This window comes from Gilliamella sp. B3892 (assembly GCF_026536305.1).
Lineage (GTDB): Bacteria > Pseudomonadota > Gammaproteobacteria > Enterobacterales > Orbaceae > Gilliamella.
The window spans coordinates 47,189-62,031 of the sequence record NZ_JAFNOK010000003.1; the positions used below are offsets into that span (position 1 = coordinate 47,189).

The following is a 14,843-nucleotide window of genomic DNA, read 5'->3' on the forward strand; positions in this document are numbered from 1 at the left end:
GTTATTTTCTAGGTGTGTGCAACCAAGTCTTAAAAAAATCTTCTTGTTCTTTTGTGGAAACAATATTTTCATCTTCAAAATCAAAAATGGGCACAAGATCTTTCTGATTAGCAGGTTTGCCAATGGTTAATTGATAAGCGACTAAACCACCACCCATATCCCTCGCCATTCTCGATGGGTAAACGTTTTCTTTAGCCCCTTTACAAAGAAAGGTAATATCGGGAAAATGATCCCTAATTTGACAAAAACAGCTGAAATAATCATTATCAGTTACTTCAAAACTGTCATTGTTACTAAACAAGATTTTTAACTTGTATTTATCAGATTGTGTTGTTTTAAAATAAATTTCAGCTTTTTCAGTTCTTCCTTGGCGGATTAAGGTTATCTGCACAGGCGCTTGTTTTTTCATTTTTATCATCACCCAACACACAGTTTCTGGCGAGTAAAAAGGGCATTACAGCCCATTTCCTTGCCTGAAAAACAATCTTTCAACGCTTTTTACGACATTTTTTGAGATTTTCTCTGAAAGTTTTTGTTTACGTTGATAACTAACAGAAATAATTTTATGTGAATCTAAATGAGATAAAATAAAATCATCACTGGTACTGATTTCGTCAACTAAACCTTTATCTTTTGCCTGAGTTGCAAACCAATGTTCACCCGTTGCCACTTGCTCGATATCAATATTTGGTCGATACTCTTTAACAAAATCTTTAAATAACAAATGCGTTTGCTCAAGCTCTTGTTTAAATTTTTGGCGACCTTCGTCGGTGTTTTCACCAAACATAGTTAAAGTACGTTTATATTCCCCAGCTGTTTGTAACTCAATATCCACATCATGCTTTTTAAGTAAACGATTAAAATTAGGAATCTGAGCGACCACACCAATTGAGCCTACAATTGCAAACGGTGCTGCAACAATTTTTGAGGCAGTACATGCCATCATATACCCACCGCTTGCTGCAACTTTATCAACAACCGCAGTAAAAGGAATATCACGTTGTCTGAATCTTAACAACTGCGATGCGGCAAGTCCATAACCATGAACCACACCACCAGGACTTTCAAGTTTTATCACAACATCATCTTCAGGTTTTATTACAGCAAGCACCGCAGTAATTTCTTGACGTAATTCTTCCACTTCATGAGCATCCATACTACCATTGAAGGATAAGACAAAGAGTTTAGGTTTAGCGTTATCCTGATTACTATTTTCAGTTGACAGTTGACCTTCAGCCGGTTGTTCATTGCTCTGTTCGCTATTTTGTTGCTGCTTATTTTTTTCTTTAGCGGCTAATTTAGCTTGTTTTTTCTCAAGCTTTTTCTGTTTTTTTAGATCTTTGGCAAACTGTTTAGCTTCCAGCTCATCCATACTCAACATTAACATGTCATCTTTGACTTGCTCATACTCATGACTAATATCTTTAACACTAAGACGTCCTGCTGCTGTTGAAGATTTTCGGCGTTGACTAATGATAAAAACTAAAATCGCCAATATTGCGATTACAACTGTTACTGTTTCAGCTAAAAAAAGTGAATACTGAGAAAACCAATTCATCTAACTATTATCCTTTGATTGAAAATTTAAATTATTATAACAATATAAATGAGGATTGTGCTTAAAATCAATAAAGATAAAATTGGCGCTTTATTCGGCAATTCAAATTATTTATACTGATACCCCAATTAAAAGTAATATGAGAACAAATATGTCGTTACGCCCAATTACCGAAATTGCAAAACAGTGCAATATACCTGACGAATTTGTCCTGCCTTATGGCAAACATGTGGCAAAAATCGATCTTTCAATTATTAAAGCAAATGAAAATAAACCAAATGGCAAATTAGTGCTTGTGACAGCTATTACCCCTACTCCACTTGGTGAAGGTAAAACGGTAAATACTATCGGGCTTAGTGAAGGTTTAAATTATATCGGCAAAAAAGCCATCGCCTGTATTCGCCAGCCAAGCTTAGGGCCAGTTTTTGGCGTTAAAGGTGGCGCAGCTGGTGGAGGTCAAGCAGAAGTATTACCAATGGAAACGCTAAATCTCCATTTAACTGGTGATATTCATGCCATAACTGCCGCCCATGATTTAGCATCAGCGGCTTTAGACTCTCGCCTTTATCATGAAGAGCGACTTGGTAATGAATTTACCGAGCAAACTGGATTGCAACGATTAAACATTGATGTCAATCGTATTGTATGGAAAAGAGTGATAGATCATAACGACCGTGCTTTACGAAACATTATTGTCGGTGTGGGCGGTGGTGTAAATGGTATAGAGCGCCGTGATGGTTTTGAAATTACCGCCGCTTCTGAATTAATGGCGATATTAGCCTTGTCATCAGATCTACAAGATATGCGTACTCGTATTGGCAAGATTATTTTAGCCTACAATACTCAAGGCGAACCAATTACAGCTGAACAACTTGAAGTTGCCGGCGCCATGACTGTACTGTTAAAAAATGCGATTAATCCTAATATGATGCAAACCGTTGAAAACACTCCTGTGCTTATCCATGCGGGTCCCTTTGCCAATATTGCCCACGGCAACTCATCGGTAATTGCCGATCGCATTGCTTTAAAACTGGCAGACTATGTGGTAACCGAGGCTGGCTTTGGATCGGATATGGGTATGGAAAAATTCTTTAATATCAAATATCGCCAAGCAGGAATTAAAGCTGATTGTATTGTGTTAGTTGCAACTGTGCGTAGCTTAAAATCGAATAGTGGTAAATATAACATCAAACCGGGGCAAGCCATTCCTAAAGAGATCTCTGAATCGAATGTAGAACTACTTGAGATTGGCGCAGCAAATTTAGCATGGCATATTAACAACGCTAAAAGTTACGGTTTACAAGTGATTGTAGCGATAAACCGCTTCCCGCATGATAGCGAAGAAGAACTGGCTTTCTTACAAAAATATGCTGTTGAACATGGTGCATTTGCCTGTGAAGTGAGTGAAGTATTTACTCAAGGTGGTAAAGGTGCTGAAAAACTGGCGCAACATGTTATTCAAGCGTGTGCTATGCCAAGTTCGATCACATTACCTTATCCGGATAATATGCCGCTAATCGACAAAATACAAACCATGGTCAAAAAATATGGTGCCAATAAAGCCAATTTATCGGAAAGAGCGCTGGAAAACATCAAAGAGATTGAAGCACTAAAACTCGATACTCTACCGCTTTGTATTGCCAAAACACCTATGTCGATAAGTGCTGATGCTAACCTTAAAAATGTACCAACTAACTTTGATGTTGATATTAGCCACTTAGCTATATCAGCTGGGGCTGGCTTTATTCGTGTTTATGCTGGTAATGTAATGACCATGCCAGGGCTTGGTACTAATCCTGCATATCGACAAATCGATATTGACAAAGATGGTAATATTGTAGGTTTAAGTTAAAACAAGAAGTGATTATGCAAAACCAACAACAATATAAAGCTTTTATTGATGAAGAAAACTGTATTGGTTGTAGCAAATGTATTCGTGTTTGCCCAACTGATGCTATTGTCGGTAGCAAACAAGTATTGCACACCATTTTGCCTCAACTTTGCACCTCGTGCAGTAATTGCATCAATACTTGTCCAACAGACTGTATTAGCCTTAGAACGCTAGGCGTCGCTTTAAGTGAAGATGAGGAGCTAAGATTAACGCAGAAGAAACAACAACGATTAAACCATAATCAACTGGTACCACCGACTATTTTATTTCCTCGTTCAATACCGGTTAATCCCGCGCCTATCAGCACGCAAAAGGATCGCAAACAGTCTATTGCAGATGCTATTGCCAGAGTAAAAGCCAAAAAAAACCTCGCTAATAAGTAGCGAGGTTTTTGTTTAACAGCTGTAAACTAATGTGACAGACACTTAGTCTTTATTGCCACTTCTGAACGCACGTTTACGATCATTTTCAGTTAAATGACGTTTACGTAAGCGAATTGATAATGGCGTAACTTCAACTAATTCATCATCATCAATAAACTCTAACGCTTGCTCTAACGACATTTTAACCGGTGGAGATAACGTGGTTGCCTCATCAGTACCCGATGCTCGCATATTGGTTAGTTTTTTACCGGTTAAACAGTTAACGGTTAAGTCGTTTGAACGGGTATGAATACCAATAATTTGACCTTCATAAACTTCAGCACCATGACCAAGGAATAATTTACCACGATCTTGTAAACTGTATAAAGCATAAGCTAACGCTTTACCTGTACCATTAGAAATCATCACACCGTTATTACGTTGACCAATTTCACCCGGGCGCACATCATCATAATGACTAAATGTAGAGTAAAGTAAACCTGTACCCGACGTCATTGTCATAAACTCTGTTCTAAAGCCAATCAAACCACGGCTAGGAATCACATAATCTAAACGCACACGACCTTTACCGTCAGGCAACATATTGGTTAAATCGCCTTTACGTAAGCCAAGCGCTTCCATTACTGAGCCTTGATGTTGCTCTTCAATATCAAGCGTCACTTGTTCAAATGGCTCTTGTTTTTTACCATCAATCTCACGATAAATAACTTTAGGACGTGAAACCCCAAGTTCATAACCTTCACGACGCATATTCTCGATTAACACCGACAAATGCAATTCACCACGACCAGACACTCTAAACGCATCAGGATCAGGCGTTTCTTCAACACGAAGTGCTACGTTATGTACCAATTCTTTATTTAAACGTTCAAGAATTTGACGTGAAGTAACATACTTACCTTCTTTACCGGCAAAAGGTGAACTGTTTACATTAAAGAACATGGTGACCGTTGGTTCATCAACGCTCAATGCCGGTAATGCTTCAACACAACTATTGTCACAAATTGTGTCAGAAATGCCTAATTCACCAAGCCCGGTCAAGGCAATAATATCACCCGCTTCAGCTTCTTGCGCTTCATAACGCTGTAAGCCTAAATGACCTAATACTTGACCCACTTTTCCGGTGCGTTTGTTACCTTCACTATCAACGATAGTAACTTGCTGATTAGGTTTAACTCGACCACGTTTAATACGACCAATACCAATAACACCAACATAATTGTTATAATCAAGTTGTGAAATTTGCATTTGGAATGGACCATCTAAATCAACTTTAGGGGGTTCAACATATTTAACAATCGCTTCAAACAATGGCGTCATATCTTCAGCCATATGCTCGTGATCTAAACCAGCAATACCCATTAAAGCAGATGCATAAACAATTGGAAAATCTAATTGTTCATCAGTTGCACCTAGATTGACAAATAAGTCGAATACTTGATCGACAACCCAATCCGGGCGAGCACCTGGTCGGTCAACTTTGTTAATAACGACAATTGGTTTTAAACCATGAGCAAACGCTTTTTGCGTAACAAAACGTGTTTGTGGCATTGGTCCGTCCATTGCATCAACCAGCAAAAGAACAGAGTCAACCATTGACATAACACGTTCAACTTCGCCACCGAAATCGGCATGTCCCGGGGTGTCAACAATATTGATACGGTAACCATTCCAGTCGATAGCTGTATTTTTAGCTAAAATGGTAATACCACGCTCTTTTTCAAGCGCATTAGAATCCATTATTCGTTCATTGTCATCGCCACGCAAATTATCTAGCGTGCCTGATTGTTTTAATAACTTATCAACCAAAGTCGTTTTACCATGGTCAACGTGAGCAATAATGGCTATATTTCTTAAATTTTCAATCACAATTAAAATCCCAATTAGGAGATAGATTCTTTAGGCGCAATATTGTACACCTTTTTATTAAAAATGTTGATCTATATCACAAAATTTCTTGAAAAGAACTTTATAACACAATAACTAAAGGAAAATCTTAAATTTAGCGTTTAAGATCTTTAAGACAAAGTACATGTTTTAATATAAAACTGCTGAGCAAATTCATTAACCTTATCCCAATTGGTATATTCAATGATTTCCTTAGTCACATCGGTATCCCCTTTACCTAACCACATAATAAAGCGAATCATATTACGATCAAACCAATTATATTTAGGATAATAAAGCGCACCGGCAAAAACGGCTGTAATAGTTGGCTTCCAAGCAATTTTGGCTAAAAACTTTTTAGTATATAAATTGGTTTCCGGCGTATTTTTATTTGGCTTTCTAGCCACCACATTCACCCCAAAAAAACCTGATTTAATTTTGTTTAATTGTTGATAATTTTCGTCAATAAACTTCTTCATCACTTTACTGTAAAAACCATATCGAATCGAACAGCCTAACAACACTGCTTGATATTGGCTTAGGTCAATTTTGCTATCTGATTTTAACTCAATAAGATCACAATCACATTTCCCTTCGAGTTGTGCTTTAATTCGTTGCATGATTTTAAGTGTTTGTTTTTCGTGTGTGGTATAGAGTAATAAAACTTTTATAATGCTGTTCATAACGATGCTTCCTTTTAATAAACACTTAGTTAATTGCACGATAACTTTTTTTATGAGAAAAATTAATTCATTCGGGATGATTTCATACCAAACTTTGATTATAGTATTAAACTATTTTCAACCAGACCGGAACTGATTATGGCAATTTCACCTCCAAAACTTAGTGCTATTATTTTGGCGGCAGGAAAAGGCACACGGATGTATTCTAACCTACCTAAAGTATTACATACAATCGGCGCTAAGCCGATGTTACAACATGTTATCGACACAGTACAACAACTTAATATCAATCATATTAATATTGTCTATGGGCATGGTAAAACACAGCTTGAAGATGCCTTACAAAAGCAAGATTTACAACTGGTTTACCAAGCTGAGCAGCTCGGCACCGGACATGCGGTTTTACAAGCGATACCCAATATACAAGATGATGAAGATGTGTTGATTCTTTATGGCGATACCCCGTTAATTTCGGCAGCTACACTACAAAACTTAATTGCCAGTAAGCCTAAACAAGGTATCGCACTATTGACGGTAATACTTGATGATCCTACCGGCTATGGGCGCATTGAGCGACAAAACGGTAAAGTGGTTGCTATTGTCGAACAAAAAGATGCCACAAAGGAGCAGCAAAAAATTAATGAAGTCAACACAGGCATTATGGTAGTAACAGGAAAACTACTTAAAAATTGGTTATCCAGACTTACCAATAACAATGCACAAAATGAGTTCTATTTAACCGATATTATTGGCTTTGCTCATCAAGATGGCTATGAAATTCTCACATCTCATCCGACCGATCAGTTTGAAGTGGAAGGTGTGAATAATCGATTACAATTAGCAACATTAGAGCGCCATTATCAGCTTAAGCAAGCCCAAAACCTATTGCAAGCAGGCGTCACGTTAAAAGATCCAAGTCGCTTCGATTTACGAGGCACGCTTACTCATGGTAAAGATGTCATTATCGACTGCAATGTCATCATTGAAGGAGACGTTAAGTTAGGCAATAACGTGACAATTGGTGCCGGCTCAATTTTAAAAAATTGCACCATAGATGATAATTGCGATATCAGCCCTTATAGCATCATTGACAACGCTAACATCGCTCAGCATTGTACAGTTGGACCTTTCGCCAGATTAAGACCCGGTTCCACCCTTGACGAGCAAGCCCATGTAGGAAACTTTGTCGAACTGAAAAAAGCACATTTAGGTAAAGGCACTAAAGCAGGCCACTTAACTTATCTGGGCGATAGTGAAATTGGTGATAATGTCAATATTGGCGCAGGTACAATTACCTGTAATTATGACGGCGCCAATAAATTTAAAACGATTATTGAAGATGATGTTTTCGTTGGATCTGACAGCCAATTGATTGCCCCGGTGAAAATTGGCAAAGGCGCAACCATAGCTGCCGGAACGACGGTAACGAGCGATGTAAACGAAAACGAGTTAGTCGTAAGCCGGGTTAAACAAAAACAACTTGCTGGTTGGAAAAGACCGTCTAAGTTATCGAACGAGGAATAAACAATGTGTGGAATTGTTGGCGCCATTGCCAAACGTGATGTTGCAGAAATTCTATTAGAAGGATTAAAACGACTTGAGTATCGTGGTTATGATTCAGCAGGACTTGCAATTATTTCCCCGGCAGGCGAGTTACAACGCATTCGACGTGTTGGTAAAGTGCAAGCACTAAAAGATGCCGTCGAACAGCATCCTATTAAAGGTGCAACCGGTATTGCCCACACGCGTTGGGCAACCCACGGAGAACCGGCCGAACACAATGCCCATCCACATGTATCTGATTTTATCGCTGTTGTACATAATGGCATTATTGAAAACTTTGAGCCACTACGTGAACAGTTAATTGCTAAAGGCTATCAGTTTCGTTCTGAAACAGACACCGAAGTGATTGCTCACCTAATTCATCACATTATTACCACTGAAGATTGCCCGTTATTAGAAGCCGTACAAAAAGCCATACCGCAACTAAGAGGCGCCTATGGTACGGTAATTATGGATACCCGCAATCCAGATATCCTTGTGGCTGCTCGCTCAGGTAGTCCATTGGTGATTGGTTGTGGAGTGGGTGAAAATTTTATCGCCTCTGATCAACTTGCGCTTTTACCGGTTACTCGTCAATTTATCTATTTAGAAGAAGGCGATATTGCCCTTATTACTCACCGCACGGTCACAATTTTAGATAAAAATCATAATGAAGTTACCCGCCCTTGTATTGAGTCAGAAGCAAAATACGATGCGGGGAGTAAAGCGGGTTATAACCATTACATGCAAAAAGAGATCTACGAACAACCCAATGCCATAAAAAATACTTTGGAAGGACGCATGGCACATGGCGAAGTGGATTTATCAGAGCTAGGCGAAGAAGCGCAAGCAATCCTTAATCAAATTGAGCATGTGCAAATTGTTGCCTGTGGCACTGCTTATAACGCCGGAATGGTTGCTCGTTATTGGTTTGAAGCTTTGGCCGGTATTCCGTGTGATGTCGAAATTGCCTCAGAATTTCGCTATCGCAAACCGGCTCGGCGCAAAAACAGTTTATTTATCACCCTCTCTCAGTCGGGCGAAACAGCCGATACACTAGCAGCACTAAGACTTGCCAAAGAAAATAACTATCTATGCACTTTAGCGATTTGTAACGTCGCGGCCTCTACGCTAGTACGTGAAGCCGATTTAGTTTTGCTCACTAAAGCTGGGGTTGAAATTGGTGTAGCATCAACCAAAGCTTTTACCACTCAATTAACAGTCTTACTGTTATTGGTGGCTAAATTGGGACGTTTAAATAACATGGCACAAATCACTGAACAAGCGATTGTCCATGCCTTACAAACCTTACCTAATCGCATCGAACAAGTATTAATGGCGGAGCCAGAAATTAAAAAACTTGCTGAAAAGTTTGTTGATAAAAATCATGCACTATTTTTAGGTCGTGGGGATGAGTACCCAATTGCCATGGAAGCAGCTTTAAAACTTAAAGAGATCTCTTATATCCATGCCGAAGCTTATGCTGCTGGCGAACTTAAACATGGTCCTTTAGCGTTGATTGATGCCAATATGCCGGTCATTGTTATGGCACCGACCAATGAAATGCTGGAAAAATTAAAATCCAACATTGAAGAGGTGCGAGCACGTGGCGGTCAACTTTACGTTTTTGCAGAGCAAGACGCCGGTTTTGTCAGCGACGACACCATGCACATTATCAACCTACCCCATATTGAAGAACTTACTGCACCGATCTACTACACCGTACCAACCCAATTACTGGCATATCACGTCGCTTTAATTAAAGGTACCGATGTCGATCAGCCAAGAAATTTAGCAAAATCGGTGACAGTGGAGTAAATTTCGCTATATAAAATGTGAGGACTTAGTGTATGGTTTTGATATCATCATCAAAACCAACGTTCTCACATTAAATCAATTAGATAAAGATGAAAAACTATTCTAAAGCTAGAATTGAATAACAAATTAGAATTTTTAAATCAAAAACCAAGTTTAAAAGGTTTAGCTACGAACACAAAACTACCATTATCTTATCAGGTTACTGAAACTTTATTTTTAAATTTCAATTACACTAATACCATTGAGCAATACCTATCACCTGAGATTAAAGCAAAACATCTCCAAATACATGGCAAACTGGGCAATCTAGATAATCCGATTGTATTTGGATATGGCGATGAATTAGATAATTCATATTAGAATTAGAAAATAAAAATGATAATCGATATTTGAAATATTCAAAATCACTGCATTATTTATTGAATTCTAATGATAAAGATTTATTAACTTTTCTAAAGCAAGATATGTATCAAGTTTATATTTGGGGTCATTCTTGTGCCACCTCAGACGGTGTTTTATTAGAAACAATATTTGAACATGAATATTATGTAAGTATTAAACCATTTTTCTATAAATCAAATAATGGCACAGATAATTTTAGGGATTTATGTACTAATATTAGTCGGAGTTTTACTGATAAACAGAAGTTTAGAGATGTAGTTGTTAATAAAAAATATTGCGAACCTTTATAGGTTAAATTATTAACTAGGTACAAAAATTCGAGTACCTAGTTTTTTCATCTATATTCTTTTTTATTATTAATATTCTAATTTTCGCGTAATAGTACCTAAATCAATATTACCATTTTTAATACATTGGCCTTTTGTCCAATCTCCATATTCATTATAATCAGAGAAAGAGCAAGTTATTGTCTTGTCTATTTTTGAATTGTTTTCATCTGAATAATTGGTTTGTATTGTTTCTTTTAGTTTATTGTCATCATCATAAATAAAATCTATTTTTCTATTGTTGGGTCGATTAGAGACATTTGCTTTAAAATCAATAGATTTTACTAAATTATTATTTGTATAGAAAAATTCAATTTTTGCCTTTGTGGTCATTCCTTCACCCATGGACATTACTAATCTTTTGAGTTCATCATAATTATAGCGATAATGGAAATTGAAACTATTTAATGATGACAATTCAATAATGTTTTCATCTTCATTGCGAGTTATCTTAATTTGAGTAAAAGGTTTATTATTTATATCCCATTTAAAAAGACCTTCAACATAATCTTAAAACTGTACTGTTTTATATTTCTCGCTCTCACTAAAAATTATTAAACCATCACTATTAGATTTAATAATTAATTTTCCATCAACGAATCTCATGGCATCCATGTAATTAACAGTTGTATAAATTTCTTGTTGTTTTATTAACTTTGAATAAGGTGCTATTTCTGGTATATATAATCCGATGTAGCTGTTGTATACTTTTGTGTTTACTTCGGCATACGAATAATTACTAAGAATACATAGAACGAATAATATTAATTTTTTCATACCTACTTGTTTCCTATATCCATTATTTTTACGCTATAAATGATAGAGAATCTTTATTGATTATACACACAATTGATTAATTAAAATATTGTCATTTTGAAATGCGTTCAAAGTTGGCATAAATGTCAACTTATCTATAACGTGAAACAATAAAGATGTGCTTGATTTTCTGTTTTGTACTCTTCTTTAGTAACGTACTGACTTAAACCAATTGGATCAATAATATCTTATATGCCAGTAGTACCAACTAAAACTCTTTTCTTCCAAAACCTATCACATAATCGTTTAAAGTAATCTTTATACTTTGGATTAATACTAATCATTAAATGATAGTGATAATATTGTTTTTCATTTGATTTTAAAAATGCTAAAAAGTTTATACTACCTTCACTAAGTTTATCGCTATGAAACCTAAAAAGGCGAAAACAAATATTATTTAATCAATCAGTTATTGCTATTTGTATATAATATAACCAATGTTCTTTATTTGATGCTAAGGTGACAAATAAACAATTATTGACACCCTATAATGATTTGAAATCTTCAATCCATTTCAACGACATAAAATAACCCAATGAACACTGTGGATTCATTGGGTTATTTTAATATCTATTTTTTATCGTTTGTCGAATCGATTATGCTTTGTTTTTATCTTTTTTTCATGATGAAGAAATAAACAAATGCAATTAACATTGCAACAACATGAAAACCGACATAGAACGCATAAGTACCCACGCCTTCTTGGCCTTGAGCGCCAGATGCGATTAATAATGATGGGGATAGAAATGCAGTACTGATTATATTAACCCCAAAAGTAATGCCGGAAATGGTAGGTTGTCCACGAAAACTAATTAATGCTAAAACACTACAACCCATAGCAATAAATAGCCCAACAATAGGAACAAAAATAGAGATGATAGCGAAAATTAACGCTACAATAGATAGTGCTTTCATTTTTACCTCAATGTAAAAGAATGATCCTTCATCGAATCCTTTATCAAATAATAACTTACTTTAGTAAGTGCTTTCCCAAAGCGTCGGTTATGATATCAAAATACAGATAAAAGTAAATTAAATTTGATATAAAAATCAGAGCATTAGTTATATTGTTTAGTTAATTTTTGTAAACAAAAGAATTATTTTTGTCAAGAAGTTTCAGAAAATGTATACGTTTAAGCAAAAAGATAATGTCATCTGATAGCATCATCCAAAATTATCTAATTAGCAGAAAATAAAATGTGTCATACATATTTAACTATTCTTGCTCAAGCATGTGAATGAAGTATTTAGAACGTTTTATTGCAAAAAAATGCGAAATAATTAAAACAGCAATGTATTTATCTTTTACTCATTTTTGATTGGCAGCAAAAGGAAGTAAAACTATAAAAATTACGGATAACGCTTAAAATTAATTTAAGTTTGTGGCAAAACATGACCTTGTCTAAATCGCAAGCCCCCAGTTCAAACAACCAATAAATTTAGTAAAACTTACCTTAAAAGCAGTCTATCGCCACATTAGCGTGATCTCGATCACAAAAAATAAAAATACCCTACTCTTAGGTGTGTGATATTGGTCACATTTATCAATTATTTTTGATGAATCAGATAAGTGAATACTTCTACAATAACAGCATTATGATTATATCAATCAACAAGGAAAGATTAATTTATGAGTACCTCAAATATCAAATTAAAAGTCCAAAATTTCGGACGCTTTCTCAGTAATATGGTGATGCCAAACATCGGCGCATTTATTGCTTGGGGTTTTATTACAGCCATATTTTTATTCAACGCCAAAGATCCTAGCGCAGGCGGATGGCTGCCTAACGAAGCGATTTCTACTTCATTCATTGGACCGATGATTACCTACCTCCTTCCATTACTCATTGGTTATACCGGTGGTAAACTTGTCTATGGTGAGCGTGGAGGAGTAGTAGGCGCTATCACAACATTTGGTGTTATTGTTGGTGCATCAATTCCGATGTTTTTAGGTGCCATGATATCAGGACCATTAGGTGGCTGGACAATTAAAATCTTTGACAAAGCCGTAGAAGGCAAAGTCAAAAGTGGTTTTGAGATGCTGGTCAATAACTTTTCAGCGGGCATACTGGGCATGATTCTTGCGTTGATTGCTTTTTTCGCAATTGGTCCGTCGGTGACTTGGTTAACCGGTATATTGATTGTCGCAGTGCAATTTATGGTCGATCATGGTTTATTACCGCTTACCTCAATCCTTGTCGAGCCGGCAAAAGTACTATTTCTTAACAATGCCATTAATCACGGTGTATTTACCTCATTAGGCGTAACACAAGTTGCAGAAACCGGTAAATCAATCTTCTTCTTAATCGAAGCAAATCCGGGTCCGGGCTTAGGTTTATTGCTCGCTTACATGTTCTTTGGTAAAGGTGCGGCAAAAGGTTCAGCTAGTGGCGCAGCAATCATTCACTTCTTTGGCGGTATTCATGAAATTTACTTCCCATATGTGTTGATGAATCCTCGCTTAATCATTGCAGTTATTTTAGGTGGCATGACCGGTATCTTCACTTTAACCGTATTTGATGCCGGATTAACTGCGCCAGCTTCGCCGGGTTCAATATTTGCAGTGATGAGTATGGCAAAAGGGTCATATTTAGGTGTAACACTATCAGTTATTGCCGCAACAGCAGTATCATTTGTAGTTTCAGCAATTTTATTAAAAACCACAAAAAATAACGATAAAAGTTTTGAAGATGCTAAATCTGATGTCTCCATGATGAAAAACGAGGCAAAAGGCTCAGAAAATAAAACCTTTACCCTTACCGAGGTGAAAAAAATTATTGTCGCTTGCGATGCCGGCATGGGGTCAAGTGCAATGGGTGCTGGCGTATTACGTAAAAAAGTACAAGATGCTAACTTAGATATTAACGTCATTAATTTAGCCATTAACAATTTACCTAATGATGCTGATATCGTTATTACACACAAAGATCTCACTGAACGGGCAAAACAGTATGCGCCAGATGCACACCATATTTCTTTAACTAACTTTTTAGATAGTGACTTATACAGCCGATTGGTTGTTGAATTAACCGATGCGCAAACTAACCATTTATCCGATGCCCAACAAAATCGCCAATCTGCGGTTGAAAACACACCACTATTTAAACTCACTGAAAAGAATATCTTTTTAGACCTAACGGCAAACAGTAAAGAAGAGGCGATTCGCTATGCCGGGCAAAAATTAGTCGATAATGGCTATGTTAAACCGGCTTATATTGAAGCAATGCTTGAACGAGAACGGTTAACCTCTACCTTTTTAGGTGAATCGATTGCCGTACCGCATGGCACGATTGAAGCAAAAGATGATGTTATTACAACCGGTATTGTATTTTGCCAGTATCCAGCAGGCGTACAATTTGGTGAGGAAGAACAAGATCAGGCAAGAATTGTTATTGGTATTGCAGCGCGTAATAACGAACATTTAGATGTTATCGCCAAACTCACTAATGCACTGGATGATCCAAAAATCATCGCACAACTTGCAACGACTTGTAACATCGAAGAAGTTTTAACAATACTGAGTTAACAAGCGTAAAT

13 protein-coding genes are annotated in these 14,843 nt (G+C 36.7%); 6 read left to right on the top strand and 7 right to left on the bottom strand.

Features of this window, described 5'->3' with window-relative positions; translation table 11 throughout:
• Position 1: 1 nt before the first annotated feature.
• A complete protein-coding gene (locus J3U74_RS04460) occupies positions 2-409 on the bottom strand; it encodes a hypothetical protein (protein ID WP_267328578.1) in 408 nt (135 codons plus the stop codon).
• A 45-nt stretch (positions 410-454) separates the two neighbouring features.
• Positions 455-1,558 (bottom strand): protease SohB, encoded by a 1,104-nt coding sequence (gene sohB / locus J3U74_RS04465; RefSeq protein ID WP_267328579.1) that lies wholly within the window; start codon positions 1,556-1,558, stop codon positions 455-457.
• Between the two features lie 151 nt (positions 1,559-1,709).
• On the opposite strand from sohB, the gene J3U74_RS04470 reads away from it, so the two are divergent.
• Positions 1,710-3,410, top strand: coding sequence for a formate--tetrahydrofolate ligase (locus J3U74_RS04470; protein WP_220219067.1), 1,701 nt, complete (start codon positions 1,710-1,712; stop codon positions 3,408-3,410).
• Between the two features lie 14 nt (positions 3,411-3,424).
• Positions 3,425-3,832 (top strand): RnfABCDGE type electron transport complex subunit B, encoded by a 408-nt coding sequence (locus J3U74_RS04475; protein WP_267328580.1) that lies wholly within the window; start codon positions 3,425-3,427, stop codon positions 3,830-3,832.
• 42 nt (positions 3,833-3,874) lie between these two features.
• Here J3U74_RS04475 and typA read toward each other — a convergent pair whose 3' ends face one another.
• Both typA and hemG read right to left on the bottom strand, forming a co-directional pair.
• Positions 3,875-5,701, bottom strand: a complete 1,827-nt coding sequence (gene typA, locus J3U74_RS04480) for a translational GTPase TypA (protein ID WP_220219065.1) — start codon at positions 5,699-5,701, stop codon at positions 3,875-3,877.
• Positions 5,702-5,850: 149 nt separating this feature from the next.
• Positions 5,851-6,402 carry a menaquinone-dependent protoporphyrinogen IX dehydrogenase gene (gene hemG, locus J3U74_RS04485; protein WP_267328581.1) on the bottom strand — a complete coding sequence of 184 codons (552 nt, stop codon included), beginning with the start codon at positions 6,400-6,402 and terminating at the stop codon, positions 5,851-5,853.
• 138 nt (positions 6,403-6,540) lie between these two features.
• On the opposite strand from hemG, the gene glmU reads away from it, so the two are divergent.
• From glmU to J3U74_RS12525, 3 genes are all read left to right on the top strand, one after another.
• Positions 6,541-7,926, top strand: a complete 1,386-nt coding sequence (glmU, locus tag J3U74_RS04490) for a bifunctional UDP-N-acetylglucosamine diphosphorylase/glucosamine-1-phosphate N-acetyltransferase GlmU (RefSeq protein ID WP_267328582.1) — start codon at positions 6,541-6,543, stop codon at positions 7,924-7,926.
• A gap of 3 nt (positions 7,927-7,929) precedes the next feature.
• Positions 7,930-9,762, top strand: a complete 1,833-nt coding sequence (gene glmS / locus J3U74_RS04495; RefSeq protein ID WP_267328583.1) for a glutamine--fructose-6-phosphate transaminase (isomerizing) — start codon at positions 7,930-7,932, stop codon at positions 9,760-9,762.
• Positions 9,763-9,876: 114 nt separating this feature from the next.
• Entirely contained in the window at positions 9,877-10,122 is a 246-nt protein-coding gene (locus J3U74_RS12525; RefSeq protein WP_220219061.1) for an AbiH family protein, read from the top strand.
• A gap of 398 nt (positions 10,123-10,520) precedes the next feature.
• On the opposite strand, the gene J3U74_RS04500 is transcribed toward J3U74_RS12525, so the two are convergent.
• The 3 genes from J3U74_RS04500 to J3U74_RS04510 form a co-directional block, all read right to left on the bottom strand.
• Entirely contained in the window at positions 10,521-10,841 is a 321-nt protein-coding gene (locus J3U74_RS04500; RefSeq protein ID WP_267328584.1) for a hypothetical protein, read from the bottom strand.
• Between the two features lie 159 nt (positions 10,842-11,000).
• The gene (locus J3U74_RS04505) at positions 11,001-11,267 is read right to left on the bottom strand and encodes a hypothetical protein (protein ID WP_267328585.1); all 267 of its coding nucleotides are present in this window, start codon (positions 11,265-11,267) and stop codon (positions 11,001-11,003) included.
• A 648-nt stretch (positions 11,268-11,915) separates the two neighbouring features.
• Entirely contained in the window at positions 11,916-12,221 is a 306-nt protein-coding gene (locus J3U74_RS04510; RefSeq protein WP_220219058.1) for a hypothetical protein, read from the bottom strand.
• 715 nt (positions 12,222-12,936) lie between these two features.
• Between J3U74_RS04510 and J3U74_RS04515 the strand changes: the two genes are divergently transcribed.
• Positions 12,937-14,832, top strand: a complete 1,896-nt coding sequence (locus J3U74_RS04515; RefSeq protein WP_267328586.1) for a PTS mannitol transporter subunit IICBA — start codon at positions 12,937-12,939, stop codon at positions 14,830-14,832.
• The last annotated feature ends 11 nt before the right edge of the window (positions 14,833-14,843 follow it).